This is a genomic window from Mycobacterium palustre, assembly GCF_002101785.1.
GTDB lineage: Bacteria > Actinomycetota > Actinomycetes > Mycobacteriales > Mycobacteriaceae > Mycobacterium > Mycobacterium palustre.
In genome coordinates, this window is record NZ_LQPJ01000152.1 from 1 (window position 1) to 22,410 (window position 22,410).

Genomic DNA, 22,410 nt, shown 5'->3' on the forward strand with positions numbered 1-22,410 from the left:
CCGCCGGCGCCCCCGGCACCGGCCCTGGCCCCGGAGGTCCCGGTGCGCGTGCAGCCGCTGCCCGGCGGCCCGGCGGTACCGGGCAGGTCGGGACCCGAGGCGCTGCTGCGCACCCCTGACGGCGCCGCGACGGTCGGCGGTCAGCACCTGCCCCAGACCACGCCCCAGCTTCCGGGCCTGCCCAACGCGCCGCGCGCCGGCCAGCTGCCGGCGCTGTTGCCCACACCGGGGCTGCCGACGCCAGGCCTGCCGGCACCCGGGGCACCGGCGCCCGCCCCGGGCCCGCCCGAAGTGTCGATCCCGTTGGGCGGCTTGCCCGTTCCCCTCCCGGGCCAGATGCCGGCGCCGTTGCCCGCGGAGGTGCCGGTCCCGGTGCACCCCGGAATCGCGCCGGCGGTCCCGCAGGCGGTGGTGCCCGGCGTCCCCGTCGCACCGGGTCCGTTACCCGGCGCGACGGCGGGTGCGCCCCGGTGAGCCGCGGCGAGGACCGGCGGGCCCGCCGGTCGCAGCCCGGGCGACCGGCGCGGGGTCCACGCAAGTCGCAGGAGGCCAAGGCCATCCGGCAACCCAAGCGTGCTCGCAAGGCGCCGCAGGACGCCGGCGCCAAGGCGAGGGGGTTCCGGAAGGGCAGGCACGCCAAGGACATTCGTCCCGGTCCCGCGCAGGCCGGGCACTCGGCGCGGGAGCGGCGGACCCGCCAGGTGGTCGAGGTGGGCTCGCGCGGCGCGTCGTTCGTCTTCCGGCATCGCGCCGGCAACGCCGTCATCGTGCTGGTGACGGTCGTGGCCGCGGTGCAGCTGTTCATGCTGCAGGTGACCAACGCCCCGAAGCTGCGCGCCCAGGCCGCCGGGCAGCTCAAGGTCACCGATGTCGAGAAGGCGGTCCGCGGCAGCATCGTCGACCGCAACAACGCCCAACTCGCGTTCACCACCGAGTCACGCGCGCTGACCTTCCAGCCCAAGCGGATTCGCCAGCAGCTGGAGGAGGCGAAGAAGAAGAATTCGGCGGCCCCCGATCCGCAGGAGCGGCTGCGCGACATCGCCAGGGAGGTCTCGACCCGGCTGAACAACAAGCCGGACTATGCGACCGTGCTGAAAAAGCTGCAATCGGGCGACAACTTCGTCTACCTGGCGCGCGCCGTCGACCCGGCCGTCGCGAGCGCGATCTCCGACAAGTTCCCCGAGGTCGGTTCCGAACGCCAGGATCTGCGCCAGTATCCGGGCGGATCGCTGGCCGCCAACATCGTCGGCGGCATCGACTGGGACGGTCACGGGCTGCTCGGGCTCGAGGAATCGCTGGACTCCGTGTTGTCGGGAACCGACGGCTCGGTCACCTACGACCGCGGCTCCGACGGCGTGGTGATCCCCGGCAGCTACCGCAACCGGCACCGGGCGGTCAACGGCTCGACCGTGCAGCTGACCATCGACAACGACATCCAGTTCTACGTCCAGCAGCAGGTGCAGCAGGCGAAGAATCTGTCTGGGGCGCACAACGTTTCGGCGGTGGTGCTGGACTCCAAGACCGGCGAGGTGTTGGCGATGGCCAACGACAACACCTTCGACCCCTCGCAGGACATCGGCCGCCAGGGTGACAGGCAGCTGGGCAACCTGGCGGTCTCCTCGCCGTTCGAGCCCGGGTCGGTGAACAAGGTGATCACCGCCTCGTCGGTCATCGAGTACGGGCTGAGTAACCCCGACGAGGTGTTGCAGGTGCCGGGCTCGATCCAGATGGGCGGCGTCAGCATCCACGACGCGTGGGAGCACGGCGTGATGCCCTACACCACCACCGGGATCTTCGGGAAGTCGTCCAACGTCGGAACGCTGATGCTCGCGCAGCGCGTCGGCCCGGAACGCTTCTACGACATGGTCCGCAAGTTCGGCCTGGGCCAGCGCACCAACGTCGGGTTGCCCGGCGAGAGCGCCGGGCTGGTGCCGCCCATCGACCAGTGGTCGGGTAGCACCTTCTCCAACCTGCCCATCGGCCAAGGCCTTTCGATGACGCTGCTGCAGATGACCGGCATGTACCAGACCATCGCCAACGACGGGCTGCGCGTGCCGCCGCGGATCATCAAGGCCACCATCGCGCCCGACGGCACCCGCACCGAGGAGCCGCGCCCCGAGGGGGTGCGGGTGGTGTCGCCGCAGACCGCGCAGACGGTGCGGGGCATGCTGCGCGCCGTCGTGCAGCGCGACCCGATGGGCTACCAGCAGGGCACCGGCCCGGCCGCCGCGGTGCCGGGCTACCAGATGGCCGGCAAGACGGGCACCGCCCAGCAGATCAACCCGGGCTGCGGCTGCTACTTCGACGACGTCTACTGGATCACCTTCGCCGGGATGGCGACCGTCGACAACCCGCGCTACGTCATCGGCATCATGATGGACAACCCCCAGCGCAACGCCGACGGGTCGCCCGGTCATTCGGCGGCCCCGCTGTTCCACAACATCGCCGGCTGGCTGATGCAGCGGGAGAACGTGCCGCTGTCGCCGGATCCCGGGCCGCCGCTGACGCTGCAGGCCACTTAATCCGTTGCCATCCATTGCCGCGGGACGCCCTGGCGGCCGGTGGCGGTAGGTAGGGTGTCATCGCCGATCATGAGGATCGACGCGGGTGGACGGAGGTGTGAGCAGCGGTGTCGGTGCCCACTGATTTGCGCCCCAGCGCCGGCTCGGGCGCCAGCCTGTCCGCCCTGGCCGCGCAGATCGGCGCGGTGCCGGCCGACCGGGGCGTGACCGTCCCTGACGTGCCGGTGACCGGCGTGACGCTGCGCGCCCAGGACGTGCGGCCCGGGGACCTGTTCGCGGCCCTGCCCGGCTCGACCACGCACGGCGCCCGGTTTGCCGGCGATGCCGTCGACCGCGGCGCCGTCGCGGTGCTCACCGACGCGGCCGGGGTGGCCGAGATGGGCGAGCGGGCGCGGGCCGTCCCGACGCTGCTGCACCCGGCGCCGCGCGGCGTGCTCGGCGGCCTGGCCGCAACGGTGTACGGACACCCCTCGGACCGGGTCACGGTCGTCGGGATCACCGGAACGTCCGGCAAGACGACCACCACCTACCTCGTCGAATCCGGGTTGCGCGCCGCCGGGCGTACGGTCGGGCTGATCGGCACGGTCGGCATCCGCATCGACGGCACCGACATCCGCGGGACGCTGACCACCCCCGAGGCCCCGGCGCTGCAGGCGATGCTCGCCGCGATGGCCGAACGCGGGGTGGACACCGTGGTCATGGAGGTGTCCAGCCACGCGCTCGTCCTGGGCCGGGTGGACGGCACCGATTTCGCCGTCGGCGGCTTCACCAACCTGTCGCGCGACCACCTCGACTTTCACCCGACCATGGCCGACTACTTCGACGCCAAGGCGTTGCTGTTCGACCCCGGCTCGCCGCTGCGCGCCCGGCGCGCCGTGGTGTGCGTGGACGACGACGCCGGGCGGTCCATGGCCGCGCGGGCCGGCGACGCGATCACCGTCAGCGCCGCCGGCCGCCCCGCGCACTGGCGCGCCGTGGACGTCGGGCCGATGGGTGCCGGGGGACAGGAGTTCACCGTCGTCGACCCCGCCGGGGTGCACCACCTCGTCGGCATCCGGCTGCCGGGCCACTACAACGTCGCCAATTGCCTTCTGGCGCTTGCCATTTTGGACCTGATCGGGGTGTCCCCGGAGCAGGCCGCACCGGGCCTGCTGGAAACCGCGGTGCCCGGGCGGCTCGAGGAGATCGACTGCGGCCAGGATTTCCTGGCGCTGGTCGACTACGCGCACAAGCCGGGCGCGCTGCGGGCGGTGCTCACCGCGCTCCGGCCCCCGGAAGGCCGGCTGGCGGTGGTGTTCGGGGCCGGCGGCGAACGCGACCCCGGCAAGCGGGCCCCGATGGGGGAGGTCGCCGCCGAGCTGGCCGACCTCGTCGTGGTCACCGACGACAACCCGCGCGGCGAGGACCCCGCGGCCATTCGCCGCGAGATCCTGGCCGGCGCGGCGCGGCGCGGCGGTTCGGCCCAGGTGGTCGAGATCGCCGAGCGGCGCGAGGCCATCCGGCACGCCGTGGCGTGGGCCCGGCCCGGCGACGTGGTCCTGGTCGCCGGCAAGGGCCACGAGACCGGGCAGCGCGCGGGCGGGGAGGTCCGCCCGTTCGACGACCGGGTCGAGCTGGCGGCGGCGCTCAACGCCCGCGAGGCGCCGCGATGATCGACCTGACCGTCGCCCAGATCGCCGAAATAGTCGGCGGCACACTGGCCGACGTCTCCCCGGAGGATGCGGCCGAGCTCCGCGTCACCGGCACCGTGGAATTCGACTCGCGCGCCGTGGGCCCGGGCGGGCTTTTCCTGGCCCTGCCGGGGGCGCGCTCCGACGGGCACGACCACGCGGGGTCGGCGGTGGCGGCCGGCGCGGTGGCCGTGCTGGCGGCCCGCCCGGTCGGGGTGCCCGCCGTCGTGGTCGAACCCCAGCCACGCCCCGCCGGGGACGCGCTGGCCAGCGTGCTCGAACACGACGCCGACGGCTCCGGTGCGGCCGTGCTGGCGGCGCTGGCCAAGCTGGCCAAGGCGGTGGCGGCCGAACTGGTGGCCGGCGGGCTGACCATCGTCGGGATCACCGGCTCGTCGGGCAAGACCTCGACCAAGGACCTGGTGGCCGCCGTGCTGGAACCGCTGGGCGAGGTGGTGGCCCCGCCCGGGTCGTTCAACAACGAGCTCGGCCACCCCTGGACGGTGCTGCGCGCGACGCGGCGCACCGACTACCTGGTCCTCGAGATGTCGGCGCGGCACCCCGGCAACATCGCCGCGCTGGCCGACATCGCGCCGCCGGGGATCGGGGTGGTCCTCAACGTCGGCACGGCCCACCTGGGTGAGTTCGGCTCGCACGAGGCCATCGCCCGCACGAAATCCGAACTGCCGCAATCGGTTCCGCAGTCCGGCGTAGTCGTGCTCAACGTGGACGACCCGGCCGTCGCGGCGATGGCCCGGGTCACCCGGGCCCGGGTCATCCGGGTCAGCCGGGAACGCCACACCGACTCCGGGCCCAGCGACGTGTGGGCCGACGCGGTGGCGCTGGACGAATTGGCCCGGCCCCGCTTCACGCTGCACGCGGCCGGCGGCGCCGCCGAGGTGCGGCTGGGCGTGTTCGGCGACCATCAGGTCGGCAACGCGCTGTGCGCCGCCGCGGTCGCCTTGCAGTGCGGCGCGACCGTCGAGCAGGTGGCCGCCGCGCTGGGCGCGGCCGGCCCGGTGTCGCGGCACCGCATGCAGGTGACCACCCGCCCCGACGGCGTCACGGTCATCGACGACGCCTACAACGCCAACCCCGACTCAATGCGGGCCGGGCTGCAGGCGCTGGCCTGGATCGCGCACCAAGGGTTTCGCGGCGGCGACCGGAGCCGGCGCAGCTGGGCGGTCCTGGGCGAGATGGCCGAGCTCGGCGAGGACGCGATAGCCGAGCACGATCGCATCGGGCGGCTGGCGGTGCGCTTAGATGTGTCTCGACTCGTTGTCGTGGGAACCGGGAGGTCGATGAGCGCCATGCACGGCGGCGCGGTCTTGGAAGGGGCGTGGGGTTCGTGGGGCGCCGCCGAAGACAGAGGCGCCGTCAGCGTGCCCGACGGCGACGCCGCCCTGGCGTTGTTGCGCGCCGAACTGCGGCCCGGCGACGTGGTCCTGGTCAAGGCGTCCAACGCCGCCGGGCTCGGGGCGCTGGCCGACGCGCTGGCCACCGATAGTTCCGACCAGGCCGGGGCGGCCCCGTGAGACAAATCCTCATCGCCGTCGCCATCGCGGTCACCGTGTCGATCCTGTTGACACCCGCGCTGATCCGGCTGTTCACCAAGCAGGGATTCGGCCACCAGATCCGCGAGGACGGGCCGCCCACCCACCACAGCAAGCGCGGCACCCCGTCGATGGGTGGGGTGGCGATCCTGGCCGGCATCTGGGCCGGCTACCTGGGCACCCACCTCGCCGGGCTGGCCTTCGACGGCGAGGGCATCACCGCGTCGGGGCTGCTGGTGCTGGGCCTGGCCACCGCCCTGGGCGGCGTCGGGTTCATCGACGACCTGATCAAGATCCGCCGGTCGCGGAACCTGGGGCTGAACAAGACGGCCAAGACCGTCGGGCAGATCGTGGCCGCGGTGCTGTTCGGGGTGCTGGTGTTGCAGTTCCACAACGCCAACGGCCTCACCCCGGCGAGCCCCGACCTGTCCTACGTGCGCGAGATCGCCACCGTCACCCTGACCACCGGGCTGTTCGTGCTGTTCTGCGTGGTCGTCGTCAGCGCGTGGTCCAACGCGGTCAACTTCACCGACGGCCTCGACGGCCTGGCCGCCGGCAGCATGGCCATGGTCACCGCCGCCTACGTGCTGATCACGTTCTGGCAGTACCGCAACGCGTGCGTCACCGCGCCGGGCCTGGGCTGCTACAACGTGCGCGATCCGCTGGACCTGGCGATCATCGCCGCCGCCACCGCCGGCGCCTGCATCGGCTTTTTGTGGTGGAACGCCGCCCCCGCCAAGATCTTCATGGGCGACACCGGGTCGCTGGCGCTGGGCGGCGTCATCGCGGGCCTGTCGGTCACCAGCCGCACCGAGATCCTTGCCGTCGTGCTGGGTTCGCTGTTCGTCGCCGAGGTGGCCTCCGTCGTCGTGCAGATCCTGGCCTTCCGCACCACCGGGCGCCGGGTGTTCCGGATGGCGCCCTTCCACCACCACTTCGAGTTGGGCGGCTGGGCGGAAACCACGGTGATCATCCGGTTCTGGCTGCTCACCGCCATCACATGCGGCCTGGGCGTGGCGCTGTTCTACGGTGAGTGGCTCGCCGCGATCGGTGCGTAATGGCCCGCTCCGAAGACGCAGGGGCGCCGCTGGCCGCGGGCGCGCCGGTGCTGGTGGCCGGCGGCGGCGTGACCGGCAAGGCGGTGCTGACCGCCCTGACCCGATTCGGCGCCGCGCCCACCCTGTGCGACGACGACCCCGCCACGCTGCGCCGGTACACCGACGCCGGCGTCCCGACCGCGACCACGGCGGCAACCGCCGACCGGATCGCCGACTACGCGCTGGTGGTTACCAGTCCCGGCTTCGCGCCGAGCACGCCGCTGCTGGCCGCCGCCGCGGCGGCGGACGTCCCGATCTGGGGGGACGTGGAGCTGGCCTGGCGCCTCGACGCGGCCGGCCGCTACGGGCCGCCGCGCCGCTGGCTCGTGGTGACCGGCACCAACGGCAAGACGACGACGACGTCGATGCTGCACGCCATGCTGGTCGCCGGCGGGCTGCGCAGCGTGCTGTGCGGCAACATCGGCAGCCCGGTGCTGGACGTCCTGACCGAGCCCGCCGACCTGCTGGCGGTCGAGCTGTCCAGCTTCCAGCTGCACTGGTCGCCGTCGCTGCGGCCGGAGGCCGGCGCGGTGCTCAACGTCGCCGAAGACCACCTGGACTGGCATTCCACGATGGCCGACTACGCCGCGGCCAAGGCCCGGGTGCTGAACGGCCGGGTGGCGGTGGTCGGGCTCGACGACGCCCGGGCCGCCGCGCTGCTGGCCACCGCGCAGGCCCCGATCCGGGTCGGCTTCCGCCTGGGTGAGCCGAACGCCGGCGAGCTCGGGGTGCGCGGCGGCCAGCTGGTGGACCGTGCCTTCGCCGACGACCTGGCGCTGCTGCCCGCGGCGTCGATCCCGGTGCCTGGCCCGGTCGGGGTGCTCGACGCCCTGGCCGCCGCCGCGCTGGCCCGCAGCGTCGGGGTGCCCGCCGAGGCGATCGCGAGCGCGGTCGCGTCGTTTCGCGTGGGCCGGCACCGCGCCGAGGTGGTGGCCGTCGCCGACGGCATCGGCTACGTCGACGACTCCAAGGCCACCAATCCGCATGCGGCCGAGGCGTCGGTGCTGGCCTACCCGCGGGTGGTTTGGGTGGCCGGCGGTTTGCTGAAGGGAGCGTCGGTGGACGCGGAGGTCGCCAGGATGGCCCCGCGGCTGGTCGGCGCGGTGCTCATCGGCCGAGATCGCGGGCTGGTTGCCGAGGCGTTATCGCGACACGCGCCGGATGTGCCCGTCGTCCAGGTCGTGACGGGCGAGGATGCTGGTATGGATGCGACTGCTGTGGTTTCTGATGCAGATGTGACAGAAGTGAGACAGTCGGGCGGGGGCCTCGGCGCGCGTGTCATGGCGGCGGCCGTCGCGGCCGCCCGCGAGCTGGCGAAGCCCGGCGACACGGTGCTGCTGGCGCCGGCCGGTGCGTCGTTCGACCAGTTCAACGGCTACGCCGAGCGCGGCGACGCCTTCGCGGCCGCCGTCCGCGCGGCGACCCGGTAGGCGGGCGTGGGTAACCCGCTGAGCCGGCTTAGGCGCCGGGACCAGCGCCGGGGCAAGGGCAGCGACGGCGCGGCCACGCCCGGCGCCATGACGCAGGCCAGTTCCCAGGCCACCGCCCAGGCCACCACTCAGGCCACCGCTCAGGCCACCGCTCAGGCCACCACCGACGGCGTCGAGGCCGCCGGCGGCGGCGCGGCCCCCGAAGCGCCGGCCGCGGGTCCGGCCGCTGGGTCGGCCGTAAAGGTCGAAGCCGGGGCGCAACTGGGGGGTCTGCGCCGCCGGTTCGGGGCCTGGCTGGGCCGGCCCATGACCTCGTTTCACCTGATCATCGCCATCGCCGGGCTGCTGACGACGCTCGGCCTGATCATGGTCCTGTCGGCCTCCGGGGTGCGCTCGTACGGCGCCGACGGCTCGGCCTGGGTGATCTTCGGCAAGCAGGTCCTGTGGACGGTCATCGGGCTCGTCGCGGCCTACGTCGCGCTGCGGGTGTCGGTGCGGTTCATCCGGCGGGTCGCCTTCACCGGCTACCTGATCACCATCATCCTGCTGGTGCTGGTGCTGGTCCCCGGGATCGGCAACCTGGCCAACGGCTCCCGCAAGTGGTTCGTGGTCGCGGGCTTGTCCATGCAGCCCTCCGAGCTGGCCAAGATCGCCTTCGCCATCTGGGGCGCGCACCTGCTGGCGGCCCGGCGCATGGAACGGGCCTCGCTGCGCGAGATGCTGATCCCGCTGGTGCCGGCGGCCGTCATCGCGCTGGCACTCATCGTCGCCCAGCCCGATCTCGGCCAGACGGTGTCGCTGGGCATCATCCTGCTGGCCCTGCTGTGGTACGCCGGGTTGCCGCTGCGCGTCTTCGTCACCTCCCTGGCGGCGGTGTTCGTCGCCGGCGCCGTCCTGGCGATGTCGGCCGGCTACCGCTCGGAACGGGTGCGTTCCTGGATCAACCCCGAAAGCGACCCGCAGGACACCGGCTACCAGGCCCGGCAGGCCAAGTTCGCGCTGGCCCACGGCGGCATCTTCGGCGACGGCCTCGGCCAGGGCGTCGCCAAGTGGAACTACCTGCCCAACGCCCACAACGACTTCATCTTCGCGATCATCGGCGAGGAGCTAGGCTTCATCGGCGCGTTCGGCCTGTTGGCCCTGTTCGGGCTGTTCGCCTACACCGGGATGCGCATCGCGCGCCGGTCGGCCGACCCCTTCCTGCGGCTGCTGACCGCGACCACCACCATGTGGATCCTCGGGCAGGCGTTCATCAACATCGGCTACGTGATCGGGGTGCTGCCGGTCACCGGGCTGCAGCTGCCGCTCATTTCTGCCGGCGGAACCTCCACGGCGGCAACGCTTTTCATGATAGGCATCATGGCCAACGCGGCCCGTCACGAGCCGGAGGCGGTGGCCGCGCTGCGGGCCGGCCGCGACGACAAGGTGAACCGGGTGCTGCGGCTGCCGCTGCCGCAGCCGTACGTGCCGGGCCGCATCGAGGCGTTCCGGGATCACAAAAAGGCCCCGCAACCCGCCAAGGCGAAGCCGGCCAAGAAGGGCAAGCAGGGCCCCGCCCGGAACGCGTCCCGCAACCACGACGCGCCGCCGCGGCCGGCGTTCGGGCGCACAGCCGCCCGCCCGGCGCGGCGCACGAGGCATCATGTACCTGGCCAGCGCTACGCCAGTCAGGGCGCCGGCCAGCGCCGGACACGGCGGGATCGCGCATTGGAAGGTCAGCGTTACGGGTGAACGGCACGATCAATGAACCGGCCGGCGGGCTGGGGGCGAGCCCCTCGCCCGCCGGTGCCGCATCATCGATCGATTCCACCGTCTCGGTGGTGCTCGCCGGCGGCGGCACGGCCGGGCACGTGGAGCCGGCCATGGCCGTCGCCGACGCGCTCAGCGCGCTGGATCCGCGGGTCCGGATCACCGCGCTGGGCACCGCGCGCGGTCTGGAGACCCGGTTGGTGCCGCAGCGCGGTTATCACCTCGAGCTGATCACGCCGGTGCCGCTGCCCCGCAAGCTCGGCGGGGACCTCGCCCGGCTGCCGCCGCGGGTGTGGCGCGCCGTGCGCGAGACCCGCGCGGTGCTGGACTCGGTCGGCGCCGACGTCGTGATCGGATTCGGCGGGTACGTGGCCCTGCCGGCCTACCTCGCCGCCCGCGGCATCCCCACCCGGCGGCGGCGCATTCCCGTGCTGATCCACGAGGCCAATGCCCGCGCCGGGCTGGCCAACCGCGTCGGCGCCCGCACCGCCGACCGGGTGCTCTCGGCGGTGCCCGACTGCGGGCTGGCGCGCGCCGAGGTGGTCGGTGTGCCGGTGCGGGCCGCCATCACCGCGCTGGACCGCGCGGCGCTGCGGGCCGAGGCGCGCCGGCACTTCGGCTTCGCCGACGACGCGCGGGTGCTGCTGGTGTTTGGCGGTTCGCAGGGCGCCGTCTCGCTGAACCGGGCCGTCTCCGGGGCCGCCGCCGAGCTGGCCGCCGCGGGCGTCTCCGTGCTGCACGCGCACGGGCCGAAGAACGCCCTCGAGCTGCGCGAGCCGCAGCCGGGCGATCCGCCCTACGTCGCGGTGCCCTACTTGGACCGGATGGATTTGGCGTATGCCGCCGCCGACCTGGCGATCTGCCGCTCCGGGGCGATGACGGTCGCCGAGGTCTCGGCCGTCGGGCTGCCGGCCATCTACGTGCCGCTCCCGATCGGCAACGGCGAACAGCGGCTCAACGCGCTGCCGGTGGTCAACGCCGGCGGGGGCATGCTGGTCGCCGACGCCGACCTGACGCCCGCCGCGGTCGCCGAGCGGGTGTCCGCGCTGCTCACCGACCCGCCGCGGCTGGCGGCCATGACGGCGGCGGCCGCCCGGGTCGGGCACCCGGACGCCGCGCGCCAGGTGGCCCAGGCGGCGCTGGACATCGCCAGGCGGGCGGTGGCGTCGGGCCGGAGGTCCGGAGGGGCACCGTGAGCGCCGGGCAGCCGCCGCCCGAGCTGCCCCCCGAGTTGCACAGGGTGCACATGGTCGGCATCGGGGGAGCCGGGATGTCGGGCATCGCCCGCATCCTGCTCGACCGCGGCGCGCTGGTGTCGGGGTCCGACGCCAAGGAGTCGCGCGGGCTGCACGCGCTGCGGGCCAGGGGCGCCGAGATCCGCGTCGGCCACGACCCGTCATCGCTGGACCTGTTGCCCGGCGGCCCCACGGCGGTGATCACCACCCACGCCGCCATCCCGAAAACCAACCCCGAGCTCGTCGAGGCCCGCCGGCGCGGCATCCCGGTGGTGCTTCGGCCGGCCGTGCTGGCCAGGCTGATGGAGGGCCGCACCACGCTGATGGTCACCGGCACCCACGGCAAGACGACGACGACGTCGATGCTGATCGTGGCCTTGCAGCACTGCGGGCGGGACCCGTCGTTCGCCGTCGGCGGGGAGCTGGGGGAGGCGGGTACCAACGCCCACCACGGCAGCGGTGATTGCTTCGTCGCCGAGGCGGACGAAAGCGACGGCTCGCTGCTGGAATACGCGCCCGACGTCGCGGTGGTCACCAACATCGAAACCGATCACCTGGACTTCTACGGCAGTGCCGACGCCTACGTCGGGGTCTTCGACGCGTTCGTCGAGCGACTGGCGCCCGGCGGCGCGCTCGTGGTGTGCATCGACGACCCGGGCGCCGCGGCGCTGGCCGAACGCACCGCCGCGCTGGGCATCCGGGTGCTGCGCTACGGGTCGTCCCCCGAGCAGGACCTGGCGGCCCGGCTGCTGTCGTGGGAGCAACACGGCACCGAGGCGGTGGCCCTCATCGGGCTGGATGGCGAGCCCCACCCTCGCGTGATGCGGCTCTCGATGCCCGGGCGGCACATGGCGCTCAACGCGCTGGGCGCGCTCCTGGCGGCGACGGAGATCGGCGCCCCGGCCGACGAGGTGCTCGACGGGCTGGCCGGCTTCGAGGGGGTGCGGCGGCGGTTCGAGCTGATCGGGACCGCGTCGGTGGGCAAGGGCTCGGTGCGGGTGTTCGACGACTACGCCCACCACCCCACGGAGATCAGCGCCACCCTGGCCGCGGTGCGCACGGCCCTCGAGGAGGGCGACGGCGGTGACGGCGGCCGCTGCATCGTGGTGTTCCAGCCCCACTTGTATTCGCGCACAAGATCTTTCGCAGCCGAGTTCGGTCACGCGCTGGACGCCGCCGACGAGGTGTTCGTCCTCGACGTCTACGGCGCGCGCGAACAACCTTTGCCCGGCGTCAGCGGGGCCAGCGTCGCCGAGCACGTCAGCGTGCCGGTGCGCTACCTGCCGGACTTCTCGGCCGTCGCGCAGGCGGCGGCGGCGGTCGCCGGCCCCGGCGACGTCGTCGTCACGATGGGCGCGGGCGACGTGACCCTGCTCGGGCCCGAGATTGTGGCCGCGCTGCGGGACCGGGCCAACCGCGGCACGCCGGGCCGGCCGGGGGCGTTGCGATGACCGAGCCGGCCGACGACGCCGACGGCGTGATGACCGAGCCCCTCGCCACCGCGCAGGCCGACGGCCGGACCGCCGCGGACGACACCGCATTCGAGGGGCCGCGCCGGCGCGCCCGCCGCGAACGCGCGGAGCGCCGCGCCGCGCAGGCCCGCGCCAGGGCCATCGAGGAGGCGCGCCGCGAGGCCAAACGCCGGGCCAGCGGCCGCATCGCCAGCCCGCCCAAACCCCCTGCGCGCGGGGTGGTTCGGGGCCTGAAGATGCTGCTGGCCAGCGTGGTACTGGCCGTCGTGGGGGTCGGGCTCGGCTTGATCCTGTACTTCACGCCGGCCATGTCGGCGCGCAACATCGTCGTCATCGGCATCGGGACGGTGACGCGCGAGGAGGTCCTCGACGCGGCGCGGGTGCGGCCGGGCACGCCGCTGCTGCAGATCAACACCAACCAGGTCGCCGACCGGGTCGCGGCGATCCGGCGGGTGGCCAGCGCGCGGGTGCAGCGCCAGTATCCGTCGGCGCTGCGGATCACCATCGTCGAGCGGGTTCCCCTGGTGGTCAAGGACTTTCCCGACGGCCCGCACCTGTTCGACCGCGACGGCGTGGACTTCGCGACCGCGCCACCGCCGCCGGCGCTGCCCTACATCGACGTCGCCGATCCCGGGCCCACGGATCCGCCGACCAAGGCCGCGTTGCAGGTGTTGCTCGCGCTGCGCCCGGAGGTTTCGGGCCAGGTCGCCCGGATCGCGGCCCCGTCGGTGGCGTCGATCACCCTGACGCTGGGCGACGGGCGCACGGTGATCTGGGGGACCACCGACCGCGCCGACGAGAAGGCCGAGAAGCTCGCCGCGCTGCTGACCCAGCCCGGCAAGGTCTACGACGTGTCCAGCCCGGACCTGCCGACCGTCAAATAGTCGCGCTCCCGGCGTCGGCGCCCGTGACGCTCCCGACAAAAATTTGCGTAGCGCGTTTCGGCGCGCCTGCCGGGCTAGCGCGCGCCGTGCCCATACCGTTCTGTTTGCGCGGAACTACTTGACATAACTCTAACCCTATGGTTGAGGTTGAGGGTTTGCCGGGCGGAGACACCGAATCCCCACCAGGGAGGAAGAGACATGATGACCCCCCCGCACAATTACTTGGCCGTGATCAAGGTTGTGGGTATCGGTGGCGGCGGCGTCAACGCCGTCAACCGGATGATCGAACAGGGCCTCAAGGGCGTTGAGTTCATCGCGATCAACACCGACGCCCAGGCGCTGCTGATGAGCGACGCCGACGTCAAGCTCGACGTCGGTCGCGACTCCACGCGAGGGCTGGGCGCCGGGGCGGACCCCGAGGTCGGTCGCAAGGCGGCCGAGGACGCCAAGGACGAGATCGAGGAGTTGCTGCGCGGCGCGGACATGGTGTTCGTCACCGCCGGGGAGGGCGGCGGAACCGGCACCGGAGGGGCGCCCGTCGTCGCCAGCATCGCCCGCAAGCTGGGCGCGCTGACCGTCGGCGTGGTCACCCGGCCGTTCTCGTTCGAGGGCAAGCGCCGCGGCAACCAGGCCGAAAACGGCATCGCCGCGCTGCGGGAGAGCTGCGACACCCTGATCGTCATCCCCAACGACCGGTTGTTGCAGATGGGCGACGCCGCGGTGTCCCTGATGGACGCGTTCCGCAGCGCCGACGAGGTGCTGCTCAACGGGGTGCAGGGCATCACCGACCTGATCACCACCCCCGGGCTGATCAACGTCGACTTCGCCGACGTCAAGGGCATCATGTCCGGCGCCGGCACCGCCCTGATGGGCATCGGCTCGGCCCGCGGCGAGGGCCGCTCGCTGAAGGCCGCCGAGATCGCCATCAACTCGCCGCTGCTGGAGGCCTCGATGGAGGGCGCGCGGGGCGTGCTGATGTCGATCGCCGGCGGCAGTGACCTGGGCCTGTTCGAGATCAACGAGGCGGCCTCGCTGGTGCAGGACGCCGCCCACGCCGACGCCAACATCATCTTCGGGACCGTCATCGACGACTCGCTGGGCGACGAGGTGCGCGTCACCGTCATCGCCGCCGGCTTCGACGCCACCGGGCCGGGCCGTAAGCCGGTCGTGGGGAGCGCGACCGAAACCGGCGGCGCGCATCGCATCGAATCCGCAAAGGCGGGCAAGCTCAGCTCGACGCTGTTCGAGCCCGTCGATGCCGTCAGCGTGCCGCTGCAGACCAACGGCGCGACGCTGAGCATTGGCGGCGACGACGACGACGTCGACGTGCCGCCGTTTATGCGCCGCTGACCCCGTGGCCGTGACCCCGTGGCCGTGACCCCGAGGGCGGCAGCGCTGGCGCCGCCTGACCGACGACGACGGTTTCCGGATACTGGTCACGTGAGCGTTCGCATCCGGCGGGTGACCACCACCCGGGCGGGTGGTGTCTCGAAGCCGCCGTTCGACACCTTCAATCTCGGCGACCACGTCGGCGACGAACCCGCCGCCGTGGCGGCCAACCGCGCCCGGCTGGGCGCCGCGATCGGTTTGGGCGCCGACCGCGTGGTGTGGATGAACCAGGTCCACGGCGACCGGGTCGAGGTGGTCGGCGGGCCGCGGGGAACAGCGGTCGACGGGACCGACGCGTTGGTCACCGGCACGCCGCGACTGGCGCTCGCCGTGGTGACGGCCGACTGCGTGCCGGTGTTGTTGGCCGACGCGCGGGCCGGGGTGGTCGCGGCGGTGCACGCCGGCCGGGTGGGCGCCCAGCGTGGCGTGGTGGCGCGTGCGGTGGAGGCGATGCTAAGGCAAGGCGCGCGGGCCGACGACATCTCGGCGCTGCTCGGTCCGGCGGTCAGCGGCCGCAACTACGAGGTGCCCGCGGCGATGGCCGACGAGGTCGAGGCCGCGCTGCCGGGCAGCCGCACCACCACCGCGGCGGGCACGCCCGGGCTCGACCTGCGCGCCGGAATCGCTTGTCAGCTACGGCATTTGGGGGTCACCGCGATCGACGTCGATCCGCGCTGCACGGTGGCCGACGCGGCCCTGTTCAGTCACCGCAGGGACGCGCCGACCGGCCGGCTGGCATCGCTGGTCTGGATGGAGTGACCGCAATGGCGGTGAACACGCCGGCCCGTGGAAGCGACGCAAACCACGGTGATCGCGAATCGGAATTGACTCATGCGTTGGCCAACGTGCGATCGCGACTTGCCGCGGCCGCCGAAGCGGCGGGCCGCAATGTCAGCGAAATTGAACTTCTTCCTATTACCAAATTTTTTCCCGCAACCGATGTTGCGATTTTGTCTCGATTGGGTTGTCGGTGCGTCGGCGAATCACGCGATCAGGAAGCCGCGGCGAAGGTGGCCGAAGTCGCCCGCTTGGCAAGCAGTTCTGCGCGGCCGGACTTACGGGATATGCACTGGCACATGGTGGGCCGGATTCAGCGCAATAAGGCGCGGTCGCTGGCCCAGTGGGCCCACACCGCCCACTCGGTCGACAGCCCCAGGCTGGTGGCCGCGCTCGATCGGGCGGTGTCGGCGGCCCTGGCCGACGGGCGTCGGACCAAGCCGCTGCGCGTCTACGTCGAGGTGAGCCTCGACGGCGACGTCTCGCGCGGCGGGGTCGACATCACCGCGGCCGGCGCTGTCGACCGGGTCTGCGCGCTGGTGGAGGAGGCCAAGGGCCTGGAACTGGTCGGGCTGATGGGCATCCCGCCCCTGGACTGGGAACCCGATCGCGCCTTTGAGCTGCTGCGATCGGAGCATCGTCGGGTCATGGAATCGCACCCGAACGCCGTCGGCCTGTCCGCCGGGATGTCCGGAGACTTCGAAATCGCCGTCAAACATGGTTCGACATGTGTGCGTGTCGGTACCGCGCTATTGGGCCCGCGGCGGCTACCGTCACCGTGAGTAATCACTGTAGTCACACCTTCATCACAGACACCACAACTCCCAGGGGCTAGAAGGGGTTAGCGATGAGCACACTGCACAAGGTCAAGGCCTACTTCGGTATGGCTCCGATGGAGGATTACGACGACGAGTACTACGACGACCGGGCCCCGTCCCGGGGCTTCCCGCGGCCGCGGTTCGACGACGGATATGGCCGCCTGGACGGCCGCTACGAGGGCCGCGACTACGAGGATGTCCGGGACCCGCGCGGCGAGCCCGCCGACTACCCGCCGAGCAGCTACCGCGGCGGCTACGGGGACGACCCCCGCTACGGCGCCATCCACCCGCGCGACTTCGAGCGGCCCGAGATGCCCAGGCCGCGCCTGGGGTCGTGGCTGCGCAACACCACCCGCGGGGCGCTGGCGATGGACCCGCGCCGGATGGCGATGATGTTCGAAGAAGGCCACCCGCTGTCGAAGATCACCACGCTTCGGCCTAAGGATTACAGCGAGGCCCGCACCATCGGCGAGCGCTTCCGCGACGGCACCCCGGTCATCATGGACCTGGTCTCGATGGACAACGCCGACGCCAAGCGGCTCGTCGACTTCGCCGCCGGCCTGGCCTTTGCGCTGCGCGGCTCGTTCGACAAGGTCGCCACCAAGGTGTTCCTGCTGTCTCCCGCCGACGTCGACGTGTCGCCCGAGGAGCGCCGCCGGATCGCCGAAACCGGGTTCTACGCTTACCAATAGCCACACCCGATAGCCACACACCCCATTAGCCACACCGGTTTCGCCCGCGGGGCTGGGTCGTCCCCTCGCCCTTCGGCGCCGTCGGCGCGAGAAGTGTGGCCGCACATCAGAGTCGGTACGCTCTCGGTACGCTGTCGGTACGCTGGCGATTGCCGCACGAGGGCGCGGCTGACATCTCATCGGTAAGGTCGGGCTTCGAAGTTGGTGCTGTTCTTTCAGATCCTCGGGTTCGCGCTGTTCATTTTCTGGCTGCTGCTCATCGCCCGGGTCGTCGTCGAGTTCATCCGGTCGTTCAGCCGTGACTGGCGCCCCACCGGCGTCACCGTGGTGATCCTCGAGATCATCATGTCCATCACCGACCCGCCGGTGAAGCTGCTGCGCCGGCTGATCCCCCAGCTGACCATCGGCGCGGTCCGCTTCGACCTGTCCATCATGGTGCTGCTGCTCGTCGCCTTCATCGGCATGCAACTGGCGTTCGGCGCCGCGGCGTGAGGCCGCTACCGGAGCCCGGAGACGGTTCGGCCACGCTTTAGCCTCGGTTCGGCGGCCGCGATTTAAAAATTCTAAGGATTTGGATTTTATTGGTCTTAGTGTGTGAAATTGGTTCTTATTAATTGGCCTAATCGGCTACCGCAGGGTCTGGTGTGACAGGATGGACGGCAGTTGCATGACGGCAACCACTCCGTTCTACACTTTCCAGATCGTTTGACAGGAACTCGAGGGGACGACAATGCCGCTTACACCAGCCGACGTCCACAATGTGGCGTTCAGTAAGCCGCCGATCGGCAAGCGCGGTTACAACGAAGATGAGGTCGACGCCTTCCTCGACCTGGTGGAGAACGAGCTGACGCGGCTCATCGAAGAGAACACCGATCTGCGCCAACGCATCGAGGAGCTGGACCGCGAGCTGGCCGCCGCAGGCGGCGCCGGCGGCGCGCAGCCCACCAAGGCGATCCCGGCGTTCGAGCCCGAACCCGAACCGGTCAGGGCGGCGTCGGCCCCCGTCGCCGCCCCCGCCGCCGCCGCGGGAACCAACGAGGAGCAGGCCATGAAGGCGGCGCGGGTGCTGAGCCTGGCGCAGGACACCGCGGACCGGCTGACCAGCACCGCGAAGGCCGAATCCGAAAAGATGCTGGCCGACGCCCGCGCCAATGCCGACCAGATCCTCAGCGAGGCCCGTCACACCGCCGAGACCACCGTCGCCGAGGCCCGCCAGCGTGCCGACGCGATGCTCGCCGACGCCCAGACCCGCTCGGAGGCCCAGCTGCGCCAGGCCCAGGAGAAGGCCGACGCGCTGCAGGCCGACGCCGAGCGCAAACACTCCGAGATCATGGGGACCATCAACCAGCAACGCACCGTGCTGGAAGGCCGCCTCGAACAGCTCCGTACCTTCGAACGCGAATACCGCACTCGCCTCAAGACCTACCTGGAATCCCAGCTCGAGGAGCTCGGCCAGCGCGGATCGGCGGCGCCCGTCGACTCCAGCGCCGACGCCGGGGGGTTCGACCAATTCAACCGCGGTAGTAACTAGCCTCAGAACGTGCCCGCACTGAACCTGGCACTCCCGCTCGTCGGCTGGAGGGATGACCGATGCTGATCATTGCCCTGGTACTGGCCCTCATCGGGCTGGTCGCACTGGTGTTCGCGGTCGTCACCAGCAACGAGTTGGTGGCCTGGGTGTGCATCGGCGCCAGCGTTTTGGGCGTGGTGCTGCTGATCATCGACGCCCTGCGGGAACGCCAGCGGCGCGACGTCCGCGGCGGCGACGCGCACGACGTCGGAGACCTTGAAGGCGACGCCCAGGACGACGCTGAAGACGCCGCTGAGGACGCCGCTGAGGATAACGCCGACGCCCCGGTCGACTACCCCGAGGAAGTCCCGCCGGAGAGCGATCTTCACCCGGCCACCTACGACACCACCGTCGGCGAGTCGTCGCAGGGCTTCGAAACGAGCGATGAGTCGGCCGTCCCCGCCGACGGACGCAGCGACGACCACGCGAAGTAACGCCCTCAGCCGGTCGGCGTCCCGAGCAGCTCGCGCACCTCATCGTCGCTGACCTGATGGAAGTCGGCGTAAACCTGCCCGACGGCCTCGAATCCCGGCGGCATGGTCGCGCACACCACATCGTCGGCTTCCTTGGCGAGCTCGCGGCACGTCGACTCCGGCCCGACGGGGACCGCGACGACGATCGATTCGGCGCCCGCGGCCCGCACCGCACGGACCGCGGCCAAGATGCTCGCGCCGGTGGCGATGCCGTCGTCGACCAGGATGACCGTCTTGCCGCGGGGGTCGGCGATCGGACGCCCGCCCCGGTAGGCCTGCTCGCGGCGGGTGAGCTCGGCCGTCTCGCTGGCGATCACCTCGCGGACCTCCTCGTCGGTGATGTGCAGGCTGGAGATCACGTTGTCGTTCATCACCACCCCGCCGCCGCTGGCCAACGCCCCCATCGCGAGCTCCGACCAGCGCGGCACGCCGAGCTTGCGGACCAAGAACACGTCCATCGGGGCGTGCAGCGCCGCCGCGACCTCCCAAGCCACGGGCACCCCGCCGCGGGCCAGCCCGAGGACCAGCACGCCTTCTTTGTCGCGGTAGGACGCCAGCTCGTCGGCCAGGGCGCGACCGGCCTCGCGACGATCGCGGAACGTGCGCGTCGAGGTTCTCCGGAGAAAGCCGCTCGGTGGGTTCATAGGTCGCCATTCGCCAGGCTCTTGGCCTGCCTCAAGCCTACGTGTGGCGGCCGGGGCCTCCAAAACGCATTCGTGGAACCGCGATTGGCAGTGTGCCGATCGGCAGTGGGAAAGACTCGGCGCTTCATCCGAAATGGGCCGCAGCATCGCTTGCGCACGAGAGCCGTCTACCCGGCGCCGAAGCGGCGTCCGGCCATAGATTTTGTGTCCGAGGGGGGACTTGAACCCCCACGCCCATTAGTAGGGCACTAGCACCTCAAGCTAGCGCGTCTGCCATTCCGCCACTCGGACAAGACCAACCGCATGGGTTGGCAGCTAAGGCTATCGGATCGGTCCCCGCGGACCCAACCCAGCTCGCCGACGATGCGGCCCGCATGGCGGGCGGAGGAGGAGGCGGGCAATTTAATCCAGCTCGCCGACGATGCGGCCCGCATGCGCCCTGCGCCCGCCCCCGACCGCAGCGCGGGCCGAGTGCCGCCGGCAATGGTAGGAAAGGTGGTTGTGACCGTTGAAAGCCGGGGAAGCGAGGGTTCCACCAATCCGCGCGACGACGTGGTCGAGGTCGTCAGCAGCTTGATCCGGTTCGACACCACAAACACCGGCGACCCCGAGACGACGCGGGGTGAGGCCGAATGCGCGCACTGGGTCGCCGAGCGGCTCGCCGAGGTCGGCTACCAGCCGCAGTACGTCGAATCCGGCGCGCCCGGGAGGGGCAACGTCGTGGTGCGCCTCGAGGGCGCGGACAGGTCGCGCGGCGCCCTGCTGATCCACGGCCACCTCGACGTCGTGCCGGCCGAGCCCGCCGATTGGAGCGTGCACCCGTTTTCCGGCGCCGTGGAGGACGGCTTCGTCTGGGGGCGCGGCGCGGTCGACATGAAGAACATGGTCGGCATGATGATCGTCGTCGCGCGGCACTTGCGGCGGTCGGGCATCGTGCCGCCACGCGATCTGGTGTTCGCTTTCCTCGCCGACGAGGAGCACGGCGGCACCTACGGGGCGCAATGGTTGGTCGACAACAGGCCCGAGCTGTTCGAGGGTGTCACCGAGGCGATCGGCGAAGTGGGCGGGTTCTCGCTGACCGTGCCGCGCCGCGACGGCGGCGAGCGCAGGCTCTATTTGATCGAGACGGCCGAGAAGGGGCTGTCGTGGATGCGGTTGACGGCCCGCGGCCCGGCCGGCCACGGCTCGATGGCCCACGACCGCAACGCGGTGACCGCCGTCGCCGAGGCCGTCGCCCGACTGGGCCGGCACCGGTTTCCCCTCGTGATCACCCACGCCGTCGACCAGTTTCTGGCGGCGGTCAGCGACGAGACCGGGCTGACGTTCGACACCGAGGCAAAAGACCTCGAGGGGACGATCGAAAAGCTGGGGCCGATGGCCCGCATGCTCAACGCCGTGCTGCGCGACACCGCCAATCCGACGATGCTCAAGGCCGGCTACAAGGCCAACGTCATTCCGGCGACGGCCGAAGCGGTGGTGGACTGCCGCATCCTTCCGGGCCGCAAGGCGGCGTTCGAGGCCGAGGTCGACCGGCTGCTCGGCCCCGACGTCACCCGGGAATGGATCAGGGACCAGCCGTCGTATGAGACCGGGTTTGACGGCGATTTGGTCGATGCGATGAACGCCGCGGTGCTGGCGCTCGACCCCGACGCCCGGACCGTGCCGTATATGCTTTCCGGCGGCACCGACGCGAAGGCCTTCGCGCGCTTGGGCATTCGCTGCTTCGGTTTCGCCCCGCTGCGCCTACCGCCGGACCTGGATTTCAGCGCGCTGTTCCACGGCGTGGACGAACGGGTACCCGTCGATGCGCTGAGGTTCGGCACCGACGTGCTGACCCACTTCCTGACGCACTGCTAGCCAACAAGACACGAGAGGATCGCCGATGAGCCTGCCGCCCGACCCGTACGACGCGCTGCCCAAGCTGCCGTTGTTCAGCCTGGAATCGAACTCGATCACCAACGGTCAGCCGCTGGCCACACCGCAAGTCAGCGGGCTTATGGGCGCCGGGGGTGAGGACGTGAGCCCGCAGCTGAGCTGGTCGGGCTTCCCCGAGGAGACCCGCAGCTTCGCCGTCACCGTTTATGACCCCGACGCCCCGACCCTGTCCGGATTCTGGCACTGGGCGGTGGCCAACCTGCCTGCCGACGTGACGGAGTTGCCCGACGGCGCCGGCGATGGCCGCCAGCTTCCCGGCGGGGCCCTGACGCTGGTGAACGACGCCGGGATGCGCCGCTACGTCGGCGCCGCGCCGCCCCCGGGCCACGGCCCGCATCGCTACTACGTCGCGGTGCACGCGGTGGACGTCGAGAAGCTGGACCTGACCGAGGACGCCAGCCCGGCGTTTTTGGGGTTCAACCTTTTTCAGCACGCGATCGCGCGGGCCTACATCTACGGCACGTACGAGCAGACCTAAGCGCGGCCATCCTGGGCGGTCG

At 71.7% G+C, this 22,410-nt stretch carries 18 protein-coding genes, 1 tRNA gene and 2 pseudogenes; 19 read left to right on the top strand and 2 right to left on the bottom strand.

The genetic code is table 11. From position 1 onward, the window contains the following. The 17 genes and pseudogenes from AWC19_RS27160 to AWC19_RS27240 form a co-directional block, all read left to right on the top strand. A pseudogene (locus AWC19_RS27160) lies at nucleotides 1–474 on the top strand (hypothetical protein); the annotation flags it as partial. Then, nucleotides 471–2,522, top strand: coding sequence for a peptidoglycan D,D-transpeptidase FtsI family protein (locus AWC19_RS27165; RefSeq protein ID WP_085081171.1), 2,052 nt, complete (start codon nucleotides 471–473; stop codon nucleotides 2,520–2,522). The pseudogene AWC19_RS27160 and the gene AWC19_RS27165, both read left to right, overlap by 4 nt. A gap of 107 nt (nucleotides 2,523–2,629) precedes the next feature. Beyond that, nucleotides 2,630–4,174: a UDP-N-acetylmuramoyl-L-alanyl-D-glutamate--2,6-diaminopimelate ligase gene (locus AWC19_RS27170; RefSeq protein ID WP_085081172.1), complete on the top strand. Its 1,545-nt coding sequence runs from the start codon at nucleotides 2,630–2,632 to the stop codon at nucleotides 4,172–4,174. After that, nucleotides 4,171–5,727: a UDP-N-acetylmuramoyl-tripeptide--D-alanyl-D-alanine ligase gene (locus tag AWC19_RS27175; protein ID WP_085081173.1), complete on the top strand. Its 1,557-nt coding sequence runs from the start codon at nucleotides 4,171–4,173 to the stop codon at nucleotides 5,725–5,727. Before AWC19_RS27170 ends, AWC19_RS27175 begins: the two co-directional genes overlap by 4 nt. Beyond that, entirely contained in the window at nucleotides 5,724–6,803 is a 1,080-nt protein-coding gene (gene mraY / locus AWC19_RS27180) for a phospho-N-acetylmuramoyl-pentapeptide-transferase (RefSeq protein WP_085081174.1), read from the top strand. Before AWC19_RS27175 ends, mraY begins: the two co-directional genes overlap by 4 nt. Beyond that, on the top strand, nucleotides 6,803–8,272 hold the full coding sequence (gene murD, locus AWC19_RS27185) for a UDP-N-acetylmuramoyl-L-alanine--D-glutamate ligase (RefSeq protein ID WP_085081175.1): 1,470 nt from the start codon (nucleotides 6,803–6,805) through the stop codon (nucleotides 8,270–8,272). The genes mraY and murD overlap by 1 nt, the downstream gene beginning before the upstream one ends. A gap of 6 nt (nucleotides 8,273–8,278) precedes the next feature. Next, nucleotides 8,279–10,003, top strand: coding sequence for a putative lipid II flippase FtsW (gene ftsW / locus AWC19_RS27190; protein WP_425436919.1), 1,725 nt, complete (start codon nucleotides 8,279–8,281; stop codon nucleotides 10,001–10,003). Further along, complete coding sequence (gene murG / locus AWC19_RS27195; protein ID WP_085081177.1) at nucleotides 10,000–11,217, top strand: undecaprenyldiphospho-muramoylpentapeptide beta-N-acetylglucosaminyltransferase; 1,218 nt, start codon at nucleotides 10,000–10,002, stop codon at nucleotides 11,215–11,217. Before ftsW ends, murG begins: the two co-directional genes overlap by 4 nt. Nucleotides 11,218–11,267: 50 nt before the next feature. After that, entirely contained in the window at nucleotides 11,268–12,707 is a 1,440-nt protein-coding gene (gene murC, locus AWC19_RS27200) for a UDP-N-acetylmuramate--L-alanine ligase (protein ID WP_211285015.1), read from the top strand. Further along, on the top strand, nucleotides 12,704–13,612 hold the full coding sequence (gene ftsQ / locus AWC19_RS27205) for a cell division protein FtsQ (RefSeq protein ID WP_085081178.1): 909 nt from the start codon (nucleotides 12,704–12,706) through the stop codon (nucleotides 13,610–13,612). Before murC ends, ftsQ begins: the two co-directional genes overlap by 4 nt. 201 nt (nucleotides 13,613–13,813) lie before the next feature. Beyond that, complete coding sequence (ftsZ, locus tag AWC19_RS27210; RefSeq protein WP_085081208.1) at nucleotides 13,814–14,962, top strand: cell division protein FtsZ; 1,149 nt, start codon at nucleotides 13,814–13,816, stop codon at nucleotides 14,960–14,962. 90 nt (nucleotides 14,963–15,052) lie between these two features. Then, the gene (gene pgeF / locus AWC19_RS27215) at nucleotides 15,053–15,760 is read left to right on the top strand and encodes a peptidoglycan editing factor PgeF (protein WP_085081179.1); all 708 of its coding nucleotides are present in this window, start codon (nucleotides 15,053–15,055) and stop codon (nucleotides 15,758–15,760) included. A 5-nt stretch (nucleotides 15,761–15,765) separates the two neighbouring features. Next, the gene (locus AWC19_RS27220; RefSeq protein ID WP_085081180.1) at nucleotides 15,766–16,560 is read left to right on the top strand and encodes a YggS family pyridoxal phosphate-dependent enzyme; all 795 of its coding nucleotides are present in this window, start codon (nucleotides 15,766–15,768) and stop codon (nucleotides 16,558–16,560) included. A gap of 65 nt (nucleotides 16,561–16,625) precedes the next feature. Continuing rightward, nucleotides 16,626–17,288: a cell division protein SepF gene (locus tag AWC19_RS27225; RefSeq protein ID WP_085081181.1), complete on the top strand. Its 663-nt coding sequence runs from the start codon at nucleotides 16,626–16,628 to the stop codon at nucleotides 17,286–17,288. A 201-nt stretch (nucleotides 17,289–17,489) separates the two neighbouring features. After that, nucleotides 17,490–17,780 carry a YggT family protein gene (locus tag AWC19_RS27230; protein ID WP_085081182.1) on the top strand — a complete coding sequence of 97 codons (291 nt, stop codon included), beginning with the start codon at nucleotides 17,490–17,492 and terminating at the stop codon, nucleotides 17,778–17,780. Between the two features lie 238 nt (nucleotides 17,781–18,018). Then, nucleotides 18,019–18,819, top strand: coding sequence for a DivIVA-like cell division protein Wag31 (gene wag31, locus AWC19_RS27235; protein WP_085081183.1), 801 nt, complete (start codon nucleotides 18,019–18,021; stop codon nucleotides 18,817–18,819). 59 nt (nucleotides 18,820–18,878) lie between these two features. Then, nucleotides 18,879–19,292: a phage holin family protein gene (locus AWC19_RS27240; RefSeq protein ID WP_085081184.1), complete on the top strand. Its 414-nt coding sequence runs from the start codon at nucleotides 18,879–18,881 to the stop codon at nucleotides 19,290–19,292. 5 nt (nucleotides 19,293–19,297) lie between these two features. Here AWC19_RS27240 and AWC19_RS27245 read toward each other — a convergent pair. Both AWC19_RS27245 and AWC19_RS27250 read right to left on the bottom strand, forming a co-directional pair. After that, nucleotides 19,298–20,002 (bottom strand): annotated as a pseudogene (locus AWC19_RS27245) (phosphoribosyltransferase); the annotation flags it as partial. A gap of 178 nt (nucleotides 20,003–20,180) precedes the next feature. Then, nucleotides 20,181–20,266, bottom strand: a tRNA-Leu gene (locus AWC19_RS27250). A 192-nt stretch (nucleotides 20,267–20,458) separates the two neighbouring features. Between AWC19_RS27250 and AWC19_RS27255 the strand changes: the two genes are divergently transcribed. Together AWC19_RS27255 and AWC19_RS27260 are read left to right on the top strand one after the other, a co-directional pair. Further along, nucleotides 20,459–21,832 carry a M20/M25/M40 family metallo-hydrolase gene (locus AWC19_RS27255; RefSeq protein WP_085081209.1) on the top strand — a complete coding sequence of 458 codons (1,374 nt, stop codon included), beginning with the start codon at nucleotides 20,459–20,461 and terminating at the stop codon, nucleotides 21,830–21,832. Nucleotides 21,833–21,857: 25 nt separating this feature from the next. Next, the gene (locus AWC19_RS27260; RefSeq protein WP_085081186.1) at nucleotides 21,858–22,388 is read left to right on the top strand and encodes a YbhB/YbcL family Raf kinase inhibitor-like protein; all 531 of its coding nucleotides are present in this window, start codon (nucleotides 21,858–21,860) and stop codon (nucleotides 22,386–22,388) included. The last annotated feature ends 22 nt before the right edge of the window (nucleotides 22,389–22,410 follow it).